Annotated in this window: 20 protein-coding genes; 12 read left to right on the top strand and 8 right to left on the bottom strand. The window is 65.9% G+C overall.

The genetic code is table 11. The features are described 5' to 3' along the window. Positions 1 to 41: 41 nt before the first annotated feature. Positions 42 to 734: a bacteriorhodopsin gene (locus ACYJP6_RS07855; RefSeq protein ID WP_459474483.1), complete on the top strand. Its 693-nt coding sequence runs from the start codon at positions 42 to 44 to the stop codon at positions 732 to 734. Between the two features lie 2 nt (positions 735 to 736). Beyond that, complete coding sequence (locus ACYJP6_RS07850; protein ID WP_459474482.1) at positions 737 to 1,588, top strand: Brp/Blh family beta-carotene 15,15'-dioxygenase; 852 nt, start codon at positions 737 to 739, stop codon at positions 1,586 to 1,588. On the opposite strand, the gene ACYJP6_RS07845 is transcribed toward ACYJP6_RS07850, so the two are convergent. Beyond that, a complete protein-coding gene (locus ACYJP6_RS07845) occupies positions 1,562 to 2,041 on the bottom strand; it encodes an Lrp/AsnC family transcriptional regulator (protein WP_459474481.1) in 480 nt (159 codons plus the stop codon). The genes ACYJP6_RS07850 and ACYJP6_RS07845 overlap by 27 nt on opposite strands. A 628-nt stretch (positions 2,042 to 2,669) precedes the next feature. Next, positions 2,670 to 4,121, bottom strand: a complete 1,452-nt coding sequence (gene proP / locus ACYJP6_RS07840) for a glycine betaine/L-proline transporter ProP (protein ID WP_459474480.1) — start codon at positions 4,119 to 4,121, stop codon at positions 2,670 to 2,672. A gap of 127 nt (positions 4,122 to 4,248) precedes the next feature. Between proP and ACYJP6_RS07835 the strand changes: the two genes are divergently transcribed. Then, the gene (locus ACYJP6_RS07835; RefSeq protein ID WP_459474479.1) at positions 4,249 to 5,325 is read left to right on the top strand and encodes an aldo/keto reductase; all 1,077 of its coding nucleotides are present in this window, start codon (positions 4,249 to 4,251) and stop codon (positions 5,323 to 5,325) included. 78 nt (positions 5,326 to 5,403) lie between these two features. Continuing rightward, the gene (locus ACYJP6_RS07830; protein ID WP_459474478.1) at positions 5,404 to 6,387 is read left to right on the top strand and encodes a DUF6515 family protein; all 984 of its coding nucleotides are present in this window, start codon (positions 5,404 to 5,406) and stop codon (positions 6,385 to 6,387) included. 13 nt (positions 6,388 to 6,400) lie between these two features. Here the strand turns inward: ACYJP6_RS07830 and ACYJP6_RS07825 are convergent, their stop codons facing one another. Further along, the gene (locus ACYJP6_RS07825) at positions 6,401 to 7,084 is read right to left on the bottom strand and encodes a class I SAM-dependent methyltransferase (RefSeq protein WP_459474477.1); all 684 of its coding nucleotides are present in this window, start codon (positions 7,082 to 7,084) and stop codon (positions 6,401 to 6,403) included. A gap of 1,216 nt (positions 7,085 to 8,300) precedes the next feature. Here ACYJP6_RS07825 and ACYJP6_RS07820 point away from each other — a divergent pair. Genes ACYJP6_RS07820 through ACYJP6_RS07795 form a run of 6 tightly spaced genes read left to right on the top strand, consistent with a single transcriptional unit; the run spans position 8,301 to position 15,803 of the window. Further along, positions 8,301 to 8,798, top strand: coding sequence for a GspH/FimT family pseudopilin (locus ACYJP6_RS07820; protein ID WP_459474476.1), 498 nt, complete (start codon positions 8,301 to 8,303; stop codon positions 8,796 to 8,798). Continuing rightward, positions 8,795 to 9,322: a type IV pilus modification protein PilV gene (gene pilV, locus ACYJP6_RS07815; protein WP_459474475.1), complete on the top strand. Its 528-nt coding sequence runs from the start codon at positions 8,795 to 8,797 to the stop codon at positions 9,320 to 9,322. The genes ACYJP6_RS07820 and pilV overlap by 4 nt, the downstream gene beginning before the upstream one ends. 9 nt (positions 9,323 to 9,331) lie before the next feature. Next, on the top strand, positions 9,332 to 10,243 hold the full coding sequence (locus tag ACYJP6_RS07810; protein ID WP_459474474.1) for a PilW family protein: 912 nt from the start codon (positions 9,332 to 9,334) through the stop codon (positions 10,241 to 10,243). Next, the gene (locus tag ACYJP6_RS07805) at positions 10,240 to 10,863 is read left to right on the top strand and encodes a PilX N-terminal domain-containing pilus assembly protein (RefSeq protein ID WP_459474472.1); all 624 of its coding nucleotides are present in this window, start codon (positions 10,240 to 10,242) and stop codon (positions 10,861 to 10,863) included. Before ACYJP6_RS07810 ends, ACYJP6_RS07805 begins: the two co-directional genes overlap by 4 nt. 19 nt (positions 10,864 to 10,882) lie before the next feature. Next, entirely contained in the window at positions 10,883 to 15,343 is a 4,461-nt protein-coding gene (locus ACYJP6_RS07800) for a pilus assembly protein (protein WP_459474471.1), read from the top strand. A 19-nt stretch (positions 15,344 to 15,362) separates the two neighbouring features. Further along, positions 15,363 to 15,803, top strand: a complete 441-nt coding sequence (locus ACYJP6_RS07795; RefSeq protein ID WP_459474470.1) for a type IV pilin protein — start codon at positions 15,363 to 15,365, stop codon at positions 15,801 to 15,803. Here the strand turns inward: ACYJP6_RS07795 and ACYJP6_RS07790 are convergent. Continuing rightward, on the bottom strand, positions 15,800 to 16,639 hold the full coding sequence (locus ACYJP6_RS07790; RefSeq protein ID WP_459474469.1) for a DUF6502 family protein: 840 nt from the start codon (positions 16,637 to 16,639) through the stop codon (positions 15,800 to 15,802). The two genes, ACYJP6_RS07795 and ACYJP6_RS07790, sit on opposite strands and share 4 nt — an antisense overlap. Before the next feature lie 129 nt (positions 16,640 to 16,768). Continuing rightward, a complete protein-coding gene (locus ACYJP6_RS07785; RefSeq protein WP_459474468.1) occupies positions 16,769 to 16,912 on the bottom strand; it encodes a hypothetical protein in 144 nt (47 codons plus the stop codon). Positions 16,913 to 17,098: 186 nt separating this feature from the next. On the opposite strand from ACYJP6_RS07785, the gene ACYJP6_RS07780 reads away from it, so the two are divergent. Continuing rightward, a complete protein-coding gene (locus ACYJP6_RS07780) occupies positions 17,099 to 18,199 on the top strand; it encodes a catalase family protein (RefSeq protein ID WP_459474467.1) in 1,101 nt (366 codons plus the stop codon). A gap of 7 nt (positions 18,200 to 18,206) precedes the next feature. Here ACYJP6_RS07780 and ACYJP6_RS07775 read toward each other — a convergent pair whose 3' ends face one another. Then, a complete protein-coding gene (locus tag ACYJP6_RS07775) occupies positions 18,207 to 18,839 on the bottom strand; it encodes a glutathione S-transferase family protein (RefSeq protein WP_459474466.1) in 633 nt (210 codons plus the stop codon). Between the two features lie 127 nt (positions 18,840 to 18,966). Between ACYJP6_RS07775 and dbpA the strand changes: the two genes are divergently transcribed. Then, the gene (gene dbpA / locus ACYJP6_RS07770) at positions 18,967 to 20,340 is read left to right on the top strand and encodes an ATP-dependent RNA helicase DbpA (protein ID WP_459474465.1); all 1,374 of its coding nucleotides are present in this window, start codon (positions 18,967 to 18,969) and stop codon (positions 20,338 to 20,340) included. Between the two features lie 310 nt (positions 20,341 to 20,650). Here the strand turns inward: dbpA and ACYJP6_RS07765 are convergent, their stop codons facing one another. Together ACYJP6_RS07765 and ACYJP6_RS07760 are read right to left on the bottom strand one after the other, a co-directional pair. Continuing rightward, positions 20,651 to 21,523, bottom strand: a complete 873-nt coding sequence (locus ACYJP6_RS07765) for an oxygenase MpaB family protein (protein WP_459474463.1) — start codon at positions 21,521 to 21,523, stop codon at positions 20,651 to 20,653. A gap of 3 nt (positions 21,524 to 21,526) precedes the next feature. After that, a complete protein-coding gene (locus tag ACYJP6_RS07760; protein ID WP_459474462.1) occupies positions 21,527 to 22,114 on the bottom strand; it encodes an NUDIX domain-containing protein in 588 nt (195 codons plus the stop codon). Between the last annotated feature and the right edge of the window lie 31 nt (positions 22,115 to 22,145).

The raw sequence follows: 22,145 nt of genomic DNA, 5'->3' as shown, positions 1-22,145 counted from the left end.
TGGCCCGTCGCTGCGCTCCCATCGCCCCCCTGGAGACTGCCATGACTCAAACGCCCCTGCTCATAGGTTTCATCATCATGTCGCTCGCCTCCCTGGCGATCTATGCCAAGGGCGCGCACCGCGGTCCGCTGCGCGGCCATACCCTGGTGCATGCCGCGGTACCCTTCATCGCGGCCACGGCCTACCTGGCGATGTACCTGGGCGTCGGCAACCTGATCAAGCCGGACGGCAGCATCACCTATGTCGCTCGCTACCTGGACTGGACCTTCACCACGCCGCTGTTGCTGGCTGGGGTGGTGAGTTCGGCCTACCTGGGCGCCCGTGAGCAGGAGGGCCAGGCCGGGTTCGTGGCTTCCATCGTTACCCTCGACGTGGTGATGATCGTGACCGGGCTGGTCGCCTCCCTGGCGCCCTACGGCCCCATCAAGTGGGTGTTCTTCGCCTGGTCCTGCGCGGCCTTCGCCGGGGTGCTCTATCTGCTGTGGAAGCCGCTGGCCGCCCTGGCTGGCCAGAACGCGGCGCTGGGCGCGGCCTATCGTAAGAACGTCGGCTTCCTCAGCGTGCTCTGGCTGATCTATCCGGTGGTCTTCGCCGTGGGCCCCGAAGGTGTCTGGACGGTGAGTGATGCGGCCACGGTCTGGGCCTTCCTGATCCTCGACGTGCTCGCCAAGGTGGTCTACGCCTTCACCTCCGAGCGCAACCTGCGCGCGGCCCTGGCGCGGCCTGGCGTCTAGCCATGACGCTGACCGGGCGGGGCTGGCTGGCGCTGCTGCTGGCCGCCGGGCTCGCCAGCCTGGCGGGTGGGGCGGGGCAACTGGCCTTCGCCCTGGCGGTAGGCCTGGGCTTGGGCCTGCTGCATGGCGCCAGCGACCTGTGCTTGGTCTCTCCGGCACGCCGCCCCGCCTTCCTGGGCTGGTATCTGGCGACGGCCCTGGCCTGTCTGCTCTGTTGGCAACTGGCCGGTGCGCTGGCGCTGGCGCTGTTCCTGGTGCTGTCGGCCTGGCACTTCGCCTATGAGGACGAGCTGTTCGCCGGTCGGCTGACGGCCTGGGCGCTGGGACTCTTCATCATCGGGGGGCCGGCGCTGTTGCACCGCGAGGCCGTCGCCCGGCTGCTGGCCCTGGCCATGGGCCCCGCGGGATCTGCCGATCTGGCGGCATGGATGGCCGGATCGCTCGCCTTGGGTGGCGCCTTGGCGCTGCCGCTGTTGTCCTGGGCCGCCTGGCAGCGACGTTGTCCCTGGCTCGCCGCGACGCTGCTCGCCGTGGTGCTGGCGCCGCCCCTGGTGGGCTTCGCCCTCGGCTTCTATCTGCTGCACGCCGCGCCCCAGACCGGGGTACGGCAGCGGCTAGTGGGAGCAGCCAGCCTCAAGGCCTATCTCTGGCTGACCTGGCCGATCCTGCTGGGCGCAGTGGTCTTCACCCTGGCCGGTGGCCTGGTCTTCCTACTGCAGGAGCGCACCGGCATCCGCGCCCTGTTCGCCGTCCTGGCGGCCTTCGCCGTGCCTCACATGCTGGTGCTGCCGCGCTTTCTCGGAGCTGTTACTGCGGCCGCCCCGCAGCTAGGTACGCAGGTGGTTGAGCGGTAGTTCGGTGCTGGCCAGGATCTGGTTGAGCACGAAGCTCGACCGCACGCTGGAGACGCCTTCGATGCGCGTCAGGGTACCCAGCAGCAACTGCTGGTAGTGCTCCATGTCGGGTACCACCACCTTGAGCTGGTAGTCCGCATCCATGCCGGTGACCAGGCAGCACTCCAGCACCTCGGGGCACTGGGCGATGATCCCCTGGAAATTCTCGAAGCGCTCCGGGGTGTGCCTGTCCATGCCGATGAGCACGAAGGCGGTCAGCGACAGGCCGAGTTTCTTGCGATCGAGCAGGGCGACCTGGCGGGTGATATAGCCGGCGTCCTCCAGTTGCTTGACCCGCCGCGAGCAGGGCGAGGGCGACAGGCCGATGCGTTCGGCCAGTTCCTGGTTGGAAAGGCGGGCATCGCGTTGCAGTTCTGCCAGGATTTTCAGATCGAAGCGGTCGAGTTTGTCCATTTTGTATGCCTTGCGATAGCCGATTGCGCTCAATGCTAATTTTATGGCTAGCGATTGCGCAAGGGTCGAAAAAGAGGGCACACAACGCAAGCCCCTGCCGGTGGCAGGGGCGTAAGCTGAACTCAACTTCGATAGCCCGGTAGAGCTGTCCACCGGAAGCGCCCCAGGAGGGCCTTTCGCATCGCCAACGACGGTATCCCGTCCGCCGCGCCCGGGCCCGCCCAGGTCACCATTCCTGGTCGATCGCAGCCACCGTCACGAGCGGTGCGAGAGGACAACGAATTCAAGGGGAGGCCGCCAGGTCTTCCCTTTTCTTTTGGCTGGAGATTGTGGCGTTGGGCGGGCCCTCACCCCGGCCCTCTCCCGGTGGGAGAGGGGGCGTTTGGGGGAGGTTTTGGTTGGAGGGAGGGCAGCGCGGCCGTGGCTGTCTGCCGCTGTGACCGCTCCTACAGCGTTATCCGTGCCTATAGGGGCAACCGTCCTTATCGCCACCATGGCGGCGATAGACCGTAGGTTGGGTTGAGGCGGCTCTATCGTCGAAGCCCAACATTGCTGGCGCCCAGGGCGCTGTTGGGCTTCGCTGTGCTCAACCCAACCTACGGCCGCCCGTGTGGAGCAGCCGCGAGGCTCAGGCGTGCCCTGGCGGTTGCTTGTCCACGGTCAGGGGCGCGTCGCTGGCGAGGAATTCCTTGGCTTCCTCTTCGCTGGCCACCGAGGGCGGCGAGCCGCGCAGGGGTTTGCCGGCGGTCTCGCGCACGGTGAGCATGGTCAGGATGCCGATCACCGCTGCCACCATCAGGTAGTAGGCCGGCACCAGCGGGTCGCCGGTCTTTTCCACCAGCCAGGCGGTGACCAGCGGGGTGGTCCCGCCGAACAGCGACACCGAGATGTTGAAGGCGATGGACAGGGCGCTGTAGCGGATCGGGGTATAGAACAGCGCCGGCAGGGTGGAGGGCATGGTGCTGGTGAAGCAGGCCAGGGCGATGCCCAGCAGCATCAGACCGAGGAAGATCAGCCAGTCCTCGCCGCTGCCGATCAGCTTGAGGCAGGGGATCGCCAGGACCAGGATCGCGAGGCACGCGCCGATGATCATCGGCTTGCGGCCCAGGTGGTCGCTGAAGAAACCGCCCAGGATGTTGAGCGGCATCATCACCACCATGACGATGAGGATGAGCAGCAGGCCCTTGGTCTCGGCATAACCCATGGTCACGGCCAGGTAGCTGGGCATGTAGGTCAGCAGCATGTAGTCGGTGACGTTGAACACCAGCACCAGGCCGATGCACTTGAGCAGGGCCACGCGGTGCAGGGTGAACAGCTCGCGCAGGCTGTGCGCCGGGCTGTCCGCTGCCTTGCCTTCGTTGGCCTCGGCGTGGGCCTTGAACGCCGGCGTTTCTTCCAGCTTCAGGCGCATGTAGAGACCGAGCAGGCCGAGCGGGCCGGCGATGAAGAAGGGCACCCGCCAGCCCCAGTCGAGCAGCTGTTCCTGGGTCAGCGCCGCGGTGAGGGCGGTGACCGTCCCGGCCCCGGCGATGTAGCCGGCCAGGGTGCCGAACTCCAGCCAGCTGCCCATGCGCCCGCGGGTCTTGTCGGTGGCGTATTCGGCGATGAAGGTCGCCGCCCCGCCGTATTCGCCGCCGGTGGAGAAGCCTTGCACCACCCGGGCGAGCAGCAGCAGGGCCGGTGCCCAGATGCCGATGCTCTCGTAGCTGGGGATCAGGCCGATGCTGAAGGTACCCAGGGCCATCATGATCATGGTGAGCGCCAGGATCTTCTGGCGGCCGTATTTATCACCCAGCGGGCCGAACACGATGCCGCCGAGCGGGCGCACCAGGAAGGCCACGGTAAAGGTGGCGAAGGTGGCGATCAACTGGGCCGCGGCGTTGCCATCGGGAAAGAAGACCTTGCCCAGGGTCACGGCGAGGTAGCCATAGACGCCGAAATCGAACCATTCCATGGCATTGCCCAGGGCAGCGGCGCCGACGGCGCGCTTGACCAGGGAATTGTCCACGATGGTGAGGTCGTCCGGCTTAACCTCGTGACGACGCTTGAACCAGCCGACGTGATGATGGTGTTTCGACATGTGTTTTCCTCCTTGCGTGGGGCCATAGACCCGAGCAACCCGCTGTAAGTGCGATTCCTGTGCGGTTGAAACTTGCCCGCCGCGCCTGGAGTCGACCCTTCACGTGCAAAAAATCCGTGGAGGCACCATGCAGTATCGTCCGCTCGGCCATTCCGGCCTGCTGGTTTCCCAACTCGCCCTCGGCACCCTGCAGGTGGGCGGTCGCGAGGGGTTCGAGAAGTGCGGCGGCATCGACCTGCGCACCCTGCGCCGGCTGTTCGACATCGCCTTCGATGCGGGCGTCAACCTGGTGGATACCGCCGACCTCTATTCCTACGGCCTGGCCGAGGAAATCGTCGGCCAGGCGTTGGGCGACAAGCGCGACAGCATCCTGCTGGCGTCCAAGGGGCGCAGCGCCATGAGCGACGATCCCAACGATAGCGGCGCCTCGCGCTACCACCTGATCCGCGCCTGCGAGAACAGCCTGCGTCGCCTGGGCACCGATCATCTGGATCTCTACCAGCTGCACAACTGGGACAACGTCACCCCCATCGAAGAGACGCTGGAAGCCATGACGCAGCTGGTACAGAGCGGCAAGGTGCGTTACTTCGGCACCAGCAACTACACCGGCTGGCAGATGATGAAGACCCTGGGCAAGGCCGAGCTGCACGGCTTCAGCAAGCCGGTCAGCCAGCAGATCTACTACACCCCGGAATCCCGCGAGGCGGAATACGAGCTGCTGCCGCTGGCGCTCGACCAGGACGTTGGCACCCTGGTCTGGGGCCCCATGGGCGAAGGCCTGCTGACCGGCTCGACCCGCCGCGGCAAGCCGGCGCCCAAGGACACCCGGCAGGGCAGTGGCTGGCCCGAGCCCTATGTGCACGATCCCGAGCGCGCCCTGGACATCATCGAGACCCTGGCCGCGGTGGGCGATGCCCATGGCGTCTCGGTGGCCCAGGTCTGCCTGGCCTGGCTCAAGGACCGGCCAGGCATCACCGGCCTGATCGTCGGCGCCCGCAGCGAAGCCCAGCTGCACGACAACCTGGCGGCCATGGAGCTGGTGCTGACCGCCGAGGAGTCCGCGCAGATCGAGGCGGCGACCCGCCGCGAGCCGCTGTATCCCTATTGGCACCGTATCGTCGCCGGGATGGATCGCCTGGACCCGGCCGAGCAGCCCTTCCTGGCCGAGCAGCGCAAGACCCTGGAACGGCGCCGCGACAAGTAGCCCGGCGAATGGAGGTCGAGGCCTGGGCTCGGCCACGGCTTGAGGTAATCTGGTCGCTCTTCCCCGAGGAGCCGCGCGATGAAATCGCCTGCCGTCCTGTTCGCGCTCGCCCTGCTCGGCCTCTCGCTGGGCAGCACCACCCCCGCCTGGGCCGATGGCGACATTCGCCTCGGCGGCGGCTACACGACACCGCCGGCCGGCAGTGCACCGCCGCCTGGCCCGACGCCGCCGTCTGCGCCTGGCAGAGGCTGGCAGGGCGGTGGTCAAGGTAGCCAGGGCGGCTGGAACGGCGGACCTCCCGGTCGCGGCGAGGGTCCAGGGCGGGGCAACGGCCCGGCGCTGGAGCGTTGGGAGCGCAACGATCGCCCGCCTCAGCCCGGCTACCAGCCGGCCTGGCAGGATCGACCCGTTCCGCCGCCGCGGCCCGGCTACGGCATGCCGCCGCCGGGTCAGCCGGATCGCGGCTATCCGCGGCCGGGTCCCGATCAGGATCCGCGCTGGTCGAATGCGCGGCCGGGCTGGGGCGCCCATCCGCAATGGCGCCCCGGCTTCGAGGTGCCCGGGGTGCCGGCCGGCTTCACGCGCATCTGGTACCGGGATAGCCAGTACTACTATGCCGATGGCTACTGGTATCGCCCCCAGGGCCCGCGCTACGTGGTGACGCTACCGCCCACCGGCGTGCGGGTCAGTGTCCTGCCGGCCTTCGCCGAGACGCTGTGGATGGGCGGCACCACCTACTACTTCGCCGCGGGCAGCTACTACCGCACCGATCCGGGCGGTGGCTTCGTCACCGTCGCCGATCCCACGGTCGCTGCGGTACCGAGCACGTCCGCCGCGCCCGCCGGCGGTGGCTACGATGCCTACGACGTCACCGCCTACCCGATGCAGGGACAGCCGCCGGAGCGCTACGCCCAGGACAGATACGACTGTCGCCGCAACGCCGCCGGCAGCTCGGGCTTCGATCCCGAGCGACCCGGTACGGTCGCCGATCCCTACCTCAGCCAGCGCTTCCGCCAGGCCCTGGCCTCTTGCCTGGCGGGGCGCGGGTATCGAGTGGAGTAGGGCAGCGACAGCGCTACTCGTTGGTCAGCTGCACCAGGGTGAAGAGCCCAAAGGGCGGCACGCTGCTGCGGCTGGCCCGGCGCAGGTCATCGCGGGAGAGGATGGAGGCCATGGCGAAGTCCGGATGCCAGCCCAGCTTGCGCGATGCCGGCGCCAGGGCCTTTTCCGCCAGCAGGCGCAGGCCCTGGTCGGCCTGGAAATGATTGACCAGCAGCAGGTGGCCACCCGGTTTCACCACGCGCCGCATCTCCTGCATCAACTTGCGTGGATTGGGCACCACGGACGCCACGAACATGGCCACGGCGATATCGAAGGAGCCGGTGGGCAGGCCGGTATCCTCGGCATTGGCTTCGAGCAGGGCCTCCACGGTGGTGATGCCGTCGCGGGCGACGCGCTCCCGGGCCTTGGCCAGCATGTCGGGTGACAGATCGATCCCGGTGACCCTCTTGTCCGCGCCGTAATGCGGCAGGGCGAGGCCCGTGCCCACGCCGACTTCCAGCACCCGGGTGCCGGCCAGGGCATTGACCGCCGCTACCGCTCGCTTGCGCCCAGGCGCCGAGACGCCACCGAACACCCGATCGTAGACATTGGCCCAGCGCCGGTAGGCGGAAATGATGGCGGCATTATCCAGGGCGGAATGAGGCGCGGACGTATCGGCGGTATTCAGCGAATAATCGATTTTCTTCGAGTCGTGCATAGCGGCCTTGTCATTATCGGTAGATGAAAGCTGAGGCAGTAGAGCCTTCACTCGGCGTGGTGTCCGTTAATGAATAGTGAAGGCCGTCAGCGAGGTGGCATCCGTTTCGCTATTTCGTCGGGGCTGTGCAGCCAGGCCTGGTAGCCCGCGGCAGCCCAGGTTTTTCAGGGTTGCCGGCCAGGCGGAGCGGCTGCAGGACATAACGGCAGGTTTCTTTTAAAACAATTGCCAAGTGTTTGGCTAGTTGTAATGCCTTTGGTTTTTCATGAATGAGAAGTTGATGCTCGCCGATGTTTTTGATTGTTCGTTCTTTCAATAAAAAAATAAGCACTATTGATGTTGTTGTTTGCTCGTTCAATCAAGTTTTATAACGAGCACTGAGGGGTCGGCTTGTTTTCAACACCCGTGGAGTTGGCGATTAATTGCACACGGCAAGCCGAGATGCCCCGGGGCGTGGAGCACACGCCTGGCAGGCAGGACGCGTCCGTATGGCCTGGCCAGGGAGAGCGGGTCGGTAGGGCAGGGTTTGGCGCAGTCAGCGTATCTCTGCGTTCGGACAGGAGGAGGCAGTTGGAAGACCAATGGTTAGCTGGCTTTATTTACCTTTTACAAGCTAATCCCTGGTGTCCGATGAGGCTAGCTCACCGCTCCGCTAGGTCGTCCAGTCATCCCGCCCAGACGGCCGCATATCCTGCTATGGCTGATTTCTGCCCGATTTTGGCGCAGCATGGCCGCTATTCCGCTGGACACAAGGCAGACCTGGCATGAAGCAGGCTGCAGGCTTCACTCTTACCTGAAGACTAAGAATTAGGCTGTGCCGTCTGAGGCTGACCTGCAAAGCTTCGCCCTCGATCGAGGGAGGTGGCGCCCGGTGGTGAACCTGCCGGCGTGGCTCTGATGGTCATGGCAGGGGTCGCCGTCCGACATCGGGTGTTGCCCTCCCATGCTGGGCCAAGCGCTGGATGAGTTGTCCAGCCGGATACAAGGCGCGGCCAGCACACCGATCATCATGGTTTAGGGGCCGACCATCACGCGTTGGCTGACTTGCGTCCGCCTTGGACGCAGCATGGTAGAGGCATTACGTTAGCGGAACGCGCCCGAGCTCGTTGCTGCGGGTCGTTACGCTGTTGTCTGAATGCTCAAGGACGATGACTGAGCGCTGTCTCGCTGCGGAATGGGATTCCGAGCTTGCGCTTTTCGCTTGGGTACTCCGTTCATGAAAAGATCGTCGTTCCGTCCGATCCAAGGCTTCACCCTGATCGAGATGCTGGTGGTAGTGGCCTTGCTGGGCATCTTCGTAGCCATGGCTGCGCCCAACTTCGCCAGTCTGATTCGCTCCAATCGGGTCCAGACCGCTGCCGATGAACTGGCAGGGGTGCTGCAATATGCCCGTGGCGAGGCCATCACCCGCGGCGTGACCGTCACCTTGACCGCCAGCAGTCCCACCGCCTGGAATGCCGGCTTCACCCTTTCGGCGGCAGGGCAGACGCTCAGGCGTATCGACGCCGGTGGGCTGCAAAGCGGGGTGACGGTGAGCTCCGGCGCCGCTCAGGCAAGCTTCGGTGCGACCGGTACCAGTGGGGCCACGACCAGTCAGTGCTTCACCCTCTGCGCCAGCGACCAGTCAGGGCAATGCCGCTTCGTCGGCGTCAGCGTGACCGGACGCATCACCCTGCCTTCCGCGGATCGACCGCAGACGGGGGAGTGTTCGTGAGGCATCGCTCGCAGGGCTTCAGCATGATCGAGGTGTTGGTCAGCGTCGTGCTGATCTGCGTCGGCCTGCTGGGCGTTGCCGCGCTGCAGAGCAAAGCGGTGCCCTTCACCCAGGACTCCGTACAGCGCAACGCTGCCATGATGTTGGCCAACGATCTCCTCGAACTCGTTCGCGCCAATCCCGGCGCGGTCGCCAGCTACCTCAAGGCGCCCGGCAGCGCCTTTGCCAGTGCGCCCGCCAGCTGTCGACCGACACCGACCGCGGCAGCCGACCAGCTCGCCTGCTGGGCGGTCCAGGCCAGTGCCGTGCTGCCCGGGGCGACGGACCTGCTGACCAACTCCTTCTATGTGTGCCAGAACGCTACCCCGGGTCCCACGGGCGCGGCCTCGTCTTGTAGCGGCGGCGACTACCTGGAGATCCAGGTGGCCTGGACCGCGCCGGTCGATAGTTGTCTGGATGCCGGGACCCCGGCCGGTAACGGTACCGGGTCCATCTGCACCTACCGTTTGCGAACCCGACTCTGAAGGCCGCCCATGCTCAACCGCTTCGTGACCTTACCGGCCCGGCAACGGGGACTGTCCATCGTCGAGCTGATGGTGGCCCTGGCGATCAGCAGCTTCCTGATCCTGGGGGTCACTCAGCTCTATATCAACAACAAGAAAACCTACCTGTTCCAGCAGAGCCAGGAGCTCAACCAGGAAAATGGTCGCTTCGCCCTGGCCTTGCTCAGCCAGGAGCTGGCCAAGGCGGGCTATCGACGCCGGCCGGACATTGCGGTCACCCAGGATTTCCCGGCCGACAGCGGTAGCACGACGGCGGGCAACGCCCTGGGTTGCAACTTCGCGGCGGGCGCGGCGGTGATCGGCGATGCCACCAGTATCTGTATCCGCTATCAGGCGCGCGACGCGCGCGAAACCGATTGTCGCGGCCAGGTGCTCAGCGCCCAGTCGACCACTCTGGCCAACAATGCCGATGCGCCCTACGAATACTCGACCACCAGCCAGAACGCGGTGGTCGTCGAGCGCTTTTCCCTCGCCGCGGATAGCACCTTCACCACGGGCGCGGCCAATGAGCGGCCTGGCGCCCTGGTGTGCGCCAGCAATCTGCTGGCCTGTGGTAACGGTATCTGCACCCGGGTCAACGGTGATACCGGTACGGCGCAGCTGATCGGTGGCGTCCGGGATCTGCGCTTCGATTACGGTGTGGGTACGGAGAAAAACGTTTCCTCCTATACCCTCGCGCCGTCCGCCAGTACGGCCAACCTGATCCGCGCCGTGCGCTACTCGGCATTGATGCAGTCTACCGGTCAGGGCTTGAGGGACAGTGCCGATACACCGCCGGTCCTGGGCCAGTGGAACCAGCTCTACGCCACCACCTTCACCGGCAACGCCTACCTCTATCAGATCGCCCAGGACACCATCACCCTCAGGAACCTGATGCCATGACCCCCTATCGACGGCTGCCCGGACAACGACAGCGCGGCGCGTCCCTGTTGATCGCGCTGGTCCTACTGCTGTTGCTGACGATTCTGGCGCTGACCAGCCTGCGTGGCGTCACCCTGGAATCGCGGGTCATGGGCAACATCAAGCAGCAGCACAATCTGCAGAGTGCCGCGGAGACCGCACTGAGAGCGGGGGAAGGGGTGGTCGGCAAGGCCGTCGTCGCGCCTGACCTGGCGAGCACCTGCAGCCTGACGTTCTGCATGCCCTACCAACTGCGCAACAACGCCTATCTGAATGCCGCGGGCACCGCCCTGGGCAGCGAGACGATCAGCAATCGCAGCGTGCCCCTGGGCTACATGACGCCACTGTTCCGCAATGGCGACCCCAGTGCGGCCCTGGACGGCTACAGCATCCTGAGTACCGGCACCACGGCGGAAACGCCCAATGCCCGCTGGTACGTGGTCGATCTCGGTCCGCTCGACACCGGTAGCGAAAACAATTGCGCCCTGACGGGGTGCGGTACCCGCTACTACGAAGTCGATAGCTGCGCCGGTGCGGGCTGCGCGAGCAATCAAGTCGGCCAACGGATCACCCTGAGATCCGTCATGGCAAAATCCTTCTGATCGACCGGAGACGCTATCCATGAACGCTCGTGGTCGCCGCTATTTCCTGTTGCCCCTGCAACTGCTCGCCCTGGCCTTCAGCGCCCAGGCCGCCACCAACTTCCCCACCCAGACGCCGCTCTTCGTCAACAGCTCGGTGCCACCGCTGAACATGCTGGTGGTGGAGCGTGACCACAAGCTCTATGCCCCGGCCTATAACGACGCGGCGGATCTGGACGGCGACGGGGTGCTGGACATCTACTACAAGCCGGCGGTCATCGACTACACCGGCTATTTCGATTCCGGTAAGTGCTACAGCTACGATACGGCCAACGGCTATTTCGTCCCCCAGGAGGCGGGTACGGCGATTGCCGGCACCCCCACGACCGGTACGCCGAAGAAGTGCGGGACCGGTAATAGCGATGCGCCCTGGAGCGGTGACTTCCTCAACTACCTGACCACCTCGCGGATGGATGCCCTGCGCAAGGTGCTCTATGGCGGCTATCGCTCGACCGATACCGCGACCAGCACCGTGCTGGCGCGCGGCAACGTGCCGGCCGATGCGCACTCCTGGGGCAAGGAGTACCGCAGCAATACCCGCGACGGCTACAACATCTCCGACTACGCACCGATCAGCACACCCAGCGACGGTGCCGGTAGTTATGCACTGTTCGCCAATACCACCTACAACAACCAGCCGAGCCTGAGGGTCATCCCCAGCACCACCGATATCCGTATCTGGGGCTGGGTCTCGCGCGAGTCGGTGCAGGGACAGGACACCGCCACTACTACCGCGTTCAGGGACGTGGGACTGTCGGGCACCACGCCCTCGGGAACCCTCACCAGCGCCTCCGGCCGCAACGTCTACAGCTTCAACGTCCGTGTCCAGGCCTGCGTCAGTGGGCTGCTGGAGAGCAACTGCAAGGCCTATCCCAATGGCCAGTACAAGCCGACCGGGCTGCTGCACGACTATGGCGAAGGCAACCAGATGTACTTCGGTCTGCTGACCGGCACCTACAACGACAATCTTCAGGGTGGGGTGCTGCGCAAGGCCATCAGTTCCTTCGCCAACGAGGTGGATGCCAATACCGGCATCTTCGGCGTCGCCAGCACCTCCGGCAGAACCACGACCTACACCAAGCAGGGCATCATCGCCACCTTGGACGGCATCCAGTATTCCCAGGACAACGCCTGCTCGGGCTGGGGGTCGCCTGGCAACGACCTGGCCAATGGCAAGTGCTATAACTACGGCAATCCGCTGGCGGAGATGTCCTACGAGGTGTTGCGCTACTTCAGCGGTGCCACCACCCCTACTTCCGGCTATGCCGCGGGTTCGGTGGATAGCGGCCTGGGTCTGCCCTCGGTGACCAGCTGGAGCAATCCCTACAGCACCTATCCGTCGTGCTCCAAGCCCTTCCAGACGCTGCTCAGTGACGTGAATCCGAGCTATGACTCGGATCTGCCGGACAGTGCCTTCACGGCGACGTCGGTACCCGAAACCCTGACGGATTTCAGTGTCCGTAGCCTGGGCCAGACCATCTGGAACAACGAGGTGGGTGGCAGTCGCAGCATCAACATCGGCGAGGTGGCGGGCAGTACCTCCGACTATGCGCCCACGGCTAAGGCGGTGAACGGCTTCGGCCTGTTCCGTGGCCTGCCCGACGAACCCACCCGGCAGGGAACCTACAACATCGCCAGTGTCGCCTACTACGGCAACAAGACCGCCCTGACCACCAGTGGACAGCGGCTGAAGACCTTCGCCGTCGCCCTGTCCTCGACCCAGCCGCGCATCCAGATGACCACCAGCCGGGGTACCCTGACCCTGGTGCCTTTCGGCAAGGTTACCAGCCAGGGCTCCACCTACCAGGCGACCGAGCAGATCACCGGCTTCTACGTCGACACCATGGCCAACCTCAGCGGCATGGCGGTGGATAGCACCAAGAACAACGGTCGGCCGCTGATCAGCTTCCGCGTGGTCTACGACGACGCCGCCCAGGGTGGCGACTACGACATGGACGCCATCGTCCTCTACACCCTGGCGGCCAACGCCGACGGTACCGTCACCGTCACCAGCGACACCCAGTATTCGGTATCGGGCAACGACTCCCACATGGGCTACACCATGTCGGGTACCAACGCCGATGGCATCTACCTGGAGGTGACCGGCGGCGGGACGTCGTCCAACAGCGGTAGCCTGCACAACCCGCTGGATACCCCACCCGGCAGACTGCCGGGTGCCTGCGTGAGCAATGCCAATGCCTGCCCGTCACTGCCCGGCCGCAAGAGCAACAGCGTGGTGGTGAATGGCGGTTCTTCCACCACGCGCACCTTCACTCCGTCTTCCAGCTCCTTGGTCACCAACCTGCAGAACCCGCTGTGGTATGCGGCCAAGTGGGGCGGCTTCAACTATTCCAGTAACAGCCCCTTGCCGGTCGCCGGCGATTGGGACTCCAACAAATCCGGCACCCCGGACAACTACTTCCTGGTCACCAACGCCTCCACCCTCAAGACCCAGTTGTCCAATGCCTTCAACCAGATCCTGCAGAGCAACAACTCGGTATCGGCCCCGGCGGTACTGCCCTACCAGAGCACCAGCAGCGGTACGGCCACGCGCTACGACACCTATACCACCAGCATGAATGCCAGCTATTGGAGCGGCGATCTGACCAAGAGCACCATCGAGGTCACCCCGAGCAGCTCCGGCACGGCCACCAAGACCACTACCCAGGTGTGGAAGGCCAGCGCCCAATTGCCCGGTTGGGGATCGCGCGTCATCAAGATGGCCGCGGTTCCCGGCGCCGGTAGCGGATTACAGGACTTCACCTACGCCGCTCTTGCCAGGCGCACCTATGGGGGCACCAGCCTGCAGTCCAATCTGGATGCCAACAAGGTCAACTTCCTCAAGGGCGACAACAGCCTGGCGACCTCCACCTATCGGCAGCGGTCGAGTCCGCTGGGCGATATCATCAACTCCGCCCCGGCACTGGCCAATGGCGCCCAGTATCTCACCAGTGCGGCCAATGCCCTGGAAAGCGGTGGTGACTACGGCACCTTCAAGACCAACCAGGCCGCCGAAGCGCCGATGGTCTACGTGGGCGCCAACGACGGCATGCTGCATGGCTTCAATGCGACCACCGGTCAGGAGGCCTTCGCCTTCGTGCCCACGGCGGTGATCCCCAACCTCTACCTGCTGGCCAAGCCGAATTACAACAACGCGACCGCCTCGCAGCACACCTATTACGTGGATGGCTCGCCGGTCATCGCCGACGTCTATTTCGGCAGCGCCTGGCACAAGGTGCTCATCGGTACCCTGCGTGGCGGCGGCCGTTCCCTCTTCGCGCTCGACATTACCGATCCGGATGCCATCAAGCTGCTCTGGGAGTTCAACGGTGAGGCGAGCAACGCCGGCGGCAACACCCAGACCGAGCCTACCCTGGGCTACAGCTTCGGTACGCCGCTGGTCTCACGCCTGCACACGGGGCAGTGGGCGGTCCTGGCAGGCAATGGCTACAACGGCAATGGCGGGACGGCTTCGCTGCTGATCCTCGACATCGCCACCGGCAAGCTGCTCAAGAAGCTGGACGCCGAAACCGCTACCCAGAGCAACGGGCTGTTCAATCTCAAGGTGCTGGACGTCAATTCCGACGGTGTCGCCGACTACGTCTACGGCGGCGATCTGAAGGGCAATCTCTGGCGCTTCGATCTGCTGAACAATGGCAACCTCACCGCCACGGCGACGGTCGACAACTTCACGGTCGCCTTCGGTGGCAAACCGCTGTACACGGCGCGGAGCAGCGACACCAATGGCGTGATCCAGCCCATCACGGCGCCGCCGTCGGTGGTCAAGCATCCATCCGGTACGGGCTTCATCGTGATGTTCGGTACGGGTAGCTACTTCGCCACCGAAGACAAGACGTCGACGAGTCTGCAAAGCGTCTATGGCATCTGGGACAAGAATGTCTCGACTGCCTCGACGCCCAATACCGTCACCAGCCTGACCACGCTCCAGCGCAGCAATCTGCAACGCCAGACCATTACCAGTGAGAGCACCGTGAGCGGCAAGAGCGCGCGAGTGCTGAGCAACACGGCGGTGAACTGGACGACGGTCAGCGGCTGGTATCTCGATCTGCAGAGCAATAACCAGGCGCTTGGCGAGCGTGTGGTAGACCCGATGACCGCCAGTGGCCAGACGCTGGTGTTCAATACCCTGACGCCCAATGCCGACGTCTGTTCTTCGGGTGTTACCGGCTGGGCCTATGCGGTAGATCCGGCATCCGGAGGTCGCACCAGCTTCAATGTCTTCGACCTGAATGGCGATGGCGTGGTCAACAGTCTGGATAGTCTGAATGGTACCGTCGTGTCGGGTTTCGGTACGATCGCAGGCGGTACCACCTTGGCCAGCAATCAGTTGGTCACCACGGACGGTATCTCGACTACCGTTAACAAAGGTAGCCAGATGTCCGGACGCCAGACCTGGCGGGTGATACCGCAACCGCAATGAGTGGGGAGACCACAGCAGCATGACCAGTACGCGAGGCTTCACCCTGATCGAGGTGATGATCACCGTCGCCATCGTCGGTATCCTGGCCGCCATCGCCTATCCGAGCTACCAGCAGTACGTGCTGCGTAGCCATCGCTCGGAGGGGATGGCCCTGCTCAGCGAGGCGGCTGCGCGCATGGAGCGCTATTACGCGCAGAACAGCACCTATGCCACGGCGACGCCGAACCGCCTGGGCCTGACCAGCACGGCCAACGCCACCACGGTCAATTCGGCGAACGGCTACTACGCCCTGAGTCTGGGAACGCCAACCGCCACCACCTACAGCCTGAGCGTGACGCCCCAGAATGCCCAGACCCGGGATACCTGCGGAACGCTGACGCTGGATTCCACCGGCCTGCGCGGTGCGGCGGGCAAGACGGCGACCACGGACGCGGCGACCGTCAGCAACTGCTGGCGCTAATCCTCCCGCCCCTGTACCAGGCCCGCATCCCGTGCCTGTTCGACGCGGCAGCCGCCGAAGCCCAGCGTCACCCGCTGGGTGGCGTCGGGCCGGCCGGCGTCCTGGGCTTCGTGTTCGACGACCAGGCGATTGAGGCGGTTGAGCAGCAGCATGGATTCGTCGTAGGCGGTGAGATAGAGCCTGAGCGCCGATTCCTCGGTCAGGCCGTGGCCGTAGACCACGTGAAAGGTGAAGTCGGGAGCGGCGCGATCCTGCAGGTAGAGACGCTCGAAGCCGGCCAGCAGGTCGCCGGTGAAGTGGGCCAGCAGCCGACCGGCACCTTCCTGGCTTTCCGTGCCGCGTAGCAGCGAGCGGGGGGTGAGCACCACGCGGTCTTCCTCGTCGAGCCGGGCGTAGCCCTTGCGCAACCATTCGTCCAGCACGGTACGGGCGCGCACGTCGCTGCCGACGCTGGCGACCAGGGCGTCGAAGCTCTGCTCGCCGCCGAGTCGTTGGGTGCGGGGCAGGGGGCGCAGGTTGCCGTCGGCGTCGAGCAGGTCCAGCCGTGAGGTCCAGGCGCTGAGTACCTGCCATTCCAGGCTGGGGGTGCTCTGCGAGCGCTCCGGGCTGGCTTCGCGCAGGGCGCGGACTTCGCGGCGGGGCAGGCCGGTCAGCACCGAGATGCGGCTGTCCGAATTGGGCTTGTCACGCAGCGGCTCGAAGTCGCGTGCCACCTCGAAGTAGGTCTGGCGTAACAGCCGATCGAAGGTCTGGTAGGTCACCCCGGAGGCGATGGCGATACGCACCAGCCGACCGATCAGGCTGCGCAGGAGCAAAGGGACCTTGGTGGAAAGCATGCAGGAAGGACTCGACACGACAGACGCCGTGCCATCTTCGCGGGAGCCCGGGGGCGCCGTCAAACCCGCGAGCCCTCGAGCGGGGCGGACGGCAGGCCGAGCGACCGCCCGCCGGGGCCGGCGGAGCCCCTAGCCTGGGGTACCCGATTCGGTCGCGCCAGCCACGTCCGGATCGTCCGGAAACTCCTCCGGCTCCATGTCGGCGTAGGGCAATTCCTCGGGCGGCGGGGTATTGCTGGGGTTGTCGTAGGTCTTCTGCTCAGCGTCGCTCATGGTGTGCTCCTCAGGTGGGTAGGGATATCGAACCCGTCTGGGTGGGGCCGTTCCCACCTGGCTACGGACGGTCGCCGGGCCCGCACCTTGCGTCGGCGGTGCTGTGCCTGGCCGAACGTCCTTAGCGCGATAGCTGTCTACGAGTTGACCGTCTCTCCCGAACGACGGCGCCTGAGGATTCCCGTGATGACCACGCCCACCGCTGTCCACCCGCTGCCGTTCCAGCCTGCCTTCGAACAAGTAGCGGACGACGAAGCCGAGACCGTCCGCGAGATGGTCGAGGCGATGAGATCCATTGCCGAAACCACCTATGCCAATGGCGGCCATGCCATCCGCAGTGTCCATGCCAAGAGCCATGGCCTGCTCACTGGCCGGGTGACCGTACTGGACGGTCTGCCGCCTGCCTATGCCCAGGGTGTCTTCGCGACGCCGGCCAGCTATGCGGCGGTGCTGAGGTTCTCGACCAATCCGGGCGATATCCTGCCGGACAGCGTGTCCACCCCGCGGGGCCTGGCGCTCAAGCTGATCGACGTGCCCGGTGCGCGGCTGCCCGGTAGCGAAGGCCAGGTGACCCAGGATTTCGTCATGCAGAACGCCCCGGCCTTCACCGCGCCGGATCCCAAGACCTTTCTCAAGACGCTCAAGTTGCTGGCCAAGACCACTGACCGCGGCGAAGGCCTGAAGAAGGTGGCCTCGGCGGTGCTGCGCGGCACCGAGAAGGTGGTGGAGGCCTTCGGTGGCGAGAGCCCGACGCTGAAGAGCCTGGGTGGGCACCCGGAAACCCATATCCTCGGCGAGACCTTCTACAGCATGGTGCCCTTTCTCTATGGTCCCTATTTCGCCAAGCTCAGCGTGGTGCCGGTCGCACCGGAGCTGACCGCCCTGACCGATGCTCCGGTCGAGGTCAATGGCAAGCCCGACGGCCTGCGCGAGGCGGTCAATGGCCACTTCGCCCAGCAGGGCGGCGTCTGGGAGATTCGCGTGCAACTGGGCGTCGACATCGAGCAGACCCCCATCGAGGACGCTTCGGTGGTCTGGCCGGAGGAGCTGACGCCCTATGTGACCGTGGCCCGGCTGGAGGTCCAGCCACAGCCGGCCTGGAACGAGGCGCGCTCGCGCGAGGTGGATGACCGCATGGTGTTCAGCCCCTGGCATGGCCTGGCGGCGCATCGGCCTCTGGGTGGCATCATGAGGTCTCGGCAACCGGCCTACGAGATGTCGTCGCAGTTTCGCAGCGAGCGCAACGGTTGCCCGTTGCACCATCCACGCGGACCAGTGGAGCTCTGATCGCGGCTCAATTGAGGGTGGCGAGCTCAGCGTCGTCCAGTTCGCGGGCGCGGATGGCCGCCGGCCGGGCTACCAGGCCGGCGACATAGCGTTCGAAGTGCGGTCGCTTGTCGATGGTGCCGAAGGCCATGCCCCAGGCCAGGTGGGCGCCGACATAGACGTCCGCCGCGGTGAAGCGATCGTCCACCAAGTACTCACCCGGGGCCAGGGCGGCGTCCAGGGTGTCGAGGACCTCGGCGAGGCTGCCATAGCCCACCGCGCCCCGCCTTTGCGGATCCTCGGGCAGGGTGACGCCCAGGGCCTGGTTGGTGGTCGCGGCCTCCAGGGGGCCGGCGGCGAAGAACAGCCAGCGGTAGTAGCTGCCACGGGCCGGGTCGCTGAGTGCCGGGGCGAGGCCGGCCGCGGGAAAGGCGTCCGCGAGATAGGCGCAGATGGCCGCCGTTTCCGTCACCAGCGCCGCGCCATGCCGCAACGCCGGGACCTTGCCCATGGGGTTGATCGCCCGATAGGCCGCCGACTTCATCGCCGGCCCGTAGTCGATCCGCTGTACCTCGTAGGGCTGACCGAGCTCCTCCAGCAACCAGCGCACGATGCGTCCGCGCGACATGGGGTGGGTATAGAGCACGGGCCGGTCGAACATGGAGAAACTTCCTTGGGTTGGCGTACCCCCTAGCATAGGTAGGCGCTCGTTCAGCGTCCACGTACAAGAGAAAGGGTGCCCTTCTGCTAGACTGGTAAACCTTTACGAGCCGTTTCACAGGACTCCCGTGCCTTCATCCTTCGACTCCCTGCCACTGGCCGAGGCCATGCAGGCCAATCTGGCCGAGCTCGGCTACCTGAGCATGACGCCCATCCAGGCGGCCAGCCTGCCCATCATCCTCAAGGGCCAGGATCTCATCGCCCAGGCCAAGACCGGGTCGGGCAAGACGGCCGCCTTCGGCATCGGCCTGCTGACCGGGCTCAATCCGCGCTATTTCGGCTGTCAGGCCCTGGTGCTGTGCCCGACCCGCGAGCTGGCGGACCAGGTGGCGCGGGAGTTGCGACGCTTGGCGCGGACCACGCCCAATCTCAAGATCCTCACCCTTTGCGGCGGCATGCCGCTGGGGCCGCAGATCGCCTCCCTGGAGCATGGCGCCCAGGTGATCGTCGGCACTCCGGGGCGGGTACAGGAGCATCTGCGCAAGGGTACCCTGGTGCTGGACGGTCTCAACGTCGCCGTGCTCGACGAGGCCGATCGCATGCTGGACATGGGCTTCGTCGAGGCCATCGCCGACATCCTGCGGCAGACTCCCGCGCGCCGGCAGACGCTGCTGTTCTCCGCCACCTATCCGGAAGGCATCGAGCGGCTGGCCGAGGACTATCTGCGCGCGCCCTTGCGCATCAGCGTCGAGAGCCAGCACAGCGAGGGCCAGATTCGCCAGCGTTTCTACGAGATCGCCGCCCAGGACCGCCTGAGCGCCGTGGTGCGGCTGCTGCGTCACTATCGTCCGGCCAGTGCCGTGGCCTTCTGCCAGACCCGCCAGCAGTGCCAGGAGGTAGTCGAGGCCTTGCACGCCCAGCGCATCTCCGCCGCCGCCCTGCATGGCGACCTGGAGCAGCGCGAGCGTGACCAGGTGCTGGCGATGTTCGCCAACCGCAGCCTCTGCGTGCTGGTGGCCACCGACGTGGCCGCTCGTGGCATCGACGTGGCCGGTCTCGAGGCCGTGATCAACGTCGAGTTGTCCCGCGATCCGGCGGTGCACGTGCACCGCATCGGCCGCAGCGGCCGGGCCGGCGAGCAGGGCCTGGCGCTATCGCTGGTGGCGCCGGCAGAGGCCAGCCGCGCCCAGGCCATCGAGACCCAGCAGGGTGCCCCGCTGGATTGGCAGCCGCTCGGCGCCCTGCGCGACACCGTCGAGCCCCTGGTGCCCGTGATGCATACCCTGGCCCTGGCGGCGGGGAAGAAGGACAAGCTGCGCCCCGGCGACATCCTCGGCGCCCTGACCGGTGACGCCGGCCTGCCCGGCGCCAAGATCGGCAAGATCACCCTGTTCGACCACCAGGCCTTCGTCGCCGTGGAAAGGGACATCGCTCGCCAGGCCCTGCAGCGGCTGAGCGAGGGCAAGATCAAGGGGCGGTCGATCAAGGTGCGGATGCTGTAGGGAGTGGCAGGGTGTAGGTTGGGTTGAGCGCAGCGAAGCCCAACATGGCCCCAGGCCTGGCTCCCGCTGTTGGGCTTCGACGATGGAGCCGTCTCAACCCAACCTACGGGACTGGGACATCGTCGCGAGGCGCGCCCTCACCCCAACCCTCTCCCAAGGGGAGAGGGGGTTGTCCGAGTGCCTCGACGTACCTCCGGCTGTTGGGCTTCTACGGTGGAGCTGTCTCAACCCAACCTACGGCTCGATCCGTGATGTAGGTTAGGTTGAGCGCAGCGAAGCCCATCGGTGCCTGGTCGCAATAAAGCGTAGGCTACGTCTCGATCCCCATTCGCCGCCGCGCCCGATGCGACGAGCCATTGCGCACCGCCCAGCGCAGCACCGGCGCGGTCGCGCCGATACCGGTACGAATTAGCCGCCGTTGCAGCGGACTCTGGTGAAAACCCAGTTCCGCACTGGCCCAATCGGGCAGCAGGTCGATACCGGCGCTCATCATCAGCTTGCCGAACGGCTTGGCCAGGGCGCTGGGTGCCGGGGCCTGCACCAGCACCTGGCAGACCTCGCGGCTGCGCTCGTCACACACCAGTTCGGGGCGGATCGCCTGGTAGTAGGCGGCGATCTCCGCCCGTGAGCGGGGGACGTCGATGGCGCCCAGGCGCTCGGCCACCAGGGCGATCTCGGCGTAGTAGCGATCCTGTTCCGCCCCTGGTAGGTGCGGATCGAAATAGCGCAGGTAGGCGGCGAGGAAATGGCTGACCTCGGCCACGTGCACCCAGGTCAGCAGGGCGGGGTCCTCGGCGCGATAGGGGCGGCCATCGGCAGCCTGGCCCTGGATGTGCCTGTGGATGGCCTTGACCCGCGCGATCAGCCGCTCGGCGTCGCCACGGCTGCCGAAGGTGGTGGCGGCGATGAACTGCCCGGTACGCCGCAGGCGGCCGAGCATGTCCTGGCGAAACTTCGAGTGGTCCCAGACGCCGGCCAGGGCCAGTGGGTGCAGGGCCTGCATCAGCAGGGCGGCGATGCCGCCGATCAGCATGCAGGTGAAGTCGCTGTGCACCCGCCAGGGCACGCTGCCCGGGCCGAACAGGCCGGGATCACCCGCTGGCTGTTCATAGTCGACTTCGCCCAGCGCCAGCCCGGTGAGGCTCATCACCTGCCGCTCAATGCGGTTCCGGATCGCCTCCATGGCCTAGCGCGGCAGCAGATAGAGGGCGGCGTACTGCAGCAGCATGATGGTCTTGCCGTCCACCAGCCGACCGTCCCGCGCCATGGCCAGGGCCTCGTCGAAGGGCAGTTCCAGCAATTCGATGTCCTCGCCTTCCTCGTGCAGCCCACCACCCTCGGCGATGCGCTGGTCGGCGCGGTATTCACCGGCGAAGAAGTGCAGCAGCTCGGTCACCGAGCCGGGGCTCATGAAGGCGTCGAACAGGTGCTGGACATTGTCCAGGCGGTAACCGGTCTCTTCCTCCACCTCGGCCTTGATGCGCGCCTCGGGCGCCGCCTTGTCCAGCAGCCCGGCGGGGGTTTCCACCAGCAGGCCGTCGTCCAGGCCGTTGCCCAGGGTGGGCAGGCGGAACTGGCGGATCAGCAGCACGGTACGCCGCTCGCGGTCGTACAGCAGGATGGTGGCGCCGTTGCCGCGGTCGTAGGTCTCCCGGGTCTGGCGTTGCCAGCTGCCGTCGCGGCGCAGGTAATCGAAGGTGGTCTTCTTCAACAGGCCCCAGTCAGCGGAAAGGGTCTCGACCTGCTGGATACGGAAGCGGGGGGTGTCGGGCATGGGACTCGTCTTGGCGGAAGGCGTCGGGCCA

It is taken from the genome of Pseudomonas sp. No.117 (assembly GCF_054558395.1).
The sequence above is the reverse complement of the archived record's forward strand: the minus strand, read 5'-3'. Positions and strand labels throughout refer to the sequence as shown.

What these genes read in the sequence shown, in the direction of transcription:
- ACYJP6_RS07855 (WP_459474483.1), top strand. Translation starts at nt 42, where the DNA reads ATGACTCAAACGCCCCTGCTCATAGGTTTCATCATCATGTCGCTCGCC.
- ACYJP6_RS07850 (WP_459474482.1), top strand. Translation starts at nt 737, where the DNA reads ATGACGCTGACCGGGCGGGGCTGGCTGGCGCTGCTGCTGGCCGCCGGG.
- ACYJP6_RS07845 (WP_459474481.1), bottom strand. Translation starts at nt 2,041, where the DNA reads ATGGACAAACTCGACCGCTTCGATCTGAAAATCCTGGCAGAACTGCAA.
- proP (WP_459474480.1), bottom strand. Translation starts at nt 4,121, where the DNA reads ATGTCGAAACACCATCATCACGTCGGCTGGTTCAAGCGTCGTCACGAG.
- ACYJP6_RS07835 (WP_459474479.1), top strand. Translation starts at nt 4,249, where the DNA reads ATGCAGTATCGTCCGCTCGGCCATTCCGGCCTGCTGGTTTCCCAACTC.
- ACYJP6_RS07830 (WP_459474478.1), top strand. Translation starts at nt 5,404, where the DNA reads ATGAAATCGCCTGCCGTCCTGTTCGCGCTCGCCCTGCTCGGCCTCTCG.
- ACYJP6_RS07825 (WP_459474477.1), bottom strand. Translation starts at nt 7,084, where the DNA reads ATGCACGACTCGAAGAAAATCGATTATTCGCTGAATACCGCCGATACG.
- ACYJP6_RS07820 (WP_459474476.1), top strand. Translation starts at nt 8,301, where the DNA reads ATGAAAAGATCGTCGTTCCGTCCGATCCAAGGCTTCACCCTGATCGAG.
- ACYJP6_RS07810 (WP_459474474.1), top strand. Translation starts at nt 9,332, where the DNA reads ATGCTCAACCGCTTCGTGACCTTACCGGCCCGGCAACGGGGACTGTCC.
- ACYJP6_RS07805 (WP_459474472.1), top strand. Translation starts at nt 10,240, where the DNA reads ATGACCCCCTATCGACGGCTGCCCGGACAACGACAGCGCGGCGCGTCC.
- ACYJP6_RS07800 (WP_459474471.1), top strand. Translation starts at nt 10,883, where the DNA reads ATGAACGCTCGTGGTCGCCGCTATTTCCTGTTGCCCCTGCAACTGCTC.
- ACYJP6_RS07795 (WP_459474470.1), top strand. Translation starts at nt 15,363, where the DNA reads ATGACCAGTACGCGAGGCTTCACCCTGATCGAGGTGATGATCACCGTC.
- ACYJP6_RS07790 (WP_459474469.1), bottom strand. Translation starts at nt 16,639, where the DNA reads ATGCTTTCCACCAAGGTCCCTTTGCTCCTGCGCAGCCTGATCGGTCGG.
- ACYJP6_RS07785 (WP_459474468.1), bottom strand. Translation starts at nt 16,912, where the DNA reads ATGAGCGACGCTGAGCAGAAGACCTACGACAACCCCAGCAATACCCCG.
- ACYJP6_RS07780 (WP_459474467.1), top strand. Translation starts at nt 17,099, where the DNA reads ATGACCACGCCCACCGCTGTCCACCCGCTGCCGTTCCAGCCTGCCTTC.
- ACYJP6_RS07775 (WP_459474466.1), bottom strand. Translation starts at nt 18,839, where the DNA reads ATGTTCGACCGGCCCGTGCTCTATACCCACCCCATGTCGCGCGGACGC.
- ACYJP6_RS07765 (WP_459474463.1), bottom strand. Translation starts at nt 21,523, where the DNA reads ATGGAGGCGATCCGGAACCGCATTGAGCGGCAGGTGATGAGCCTCACC.
- ACYJP6_RS07760 (WP_459474462.1), bottom strand. Translation starts at nt 22,114, where the DNA reads ATGCCCGACACCCCCCGCTTCCGTATCCAGCAGGTCGAGACCCTTTCC.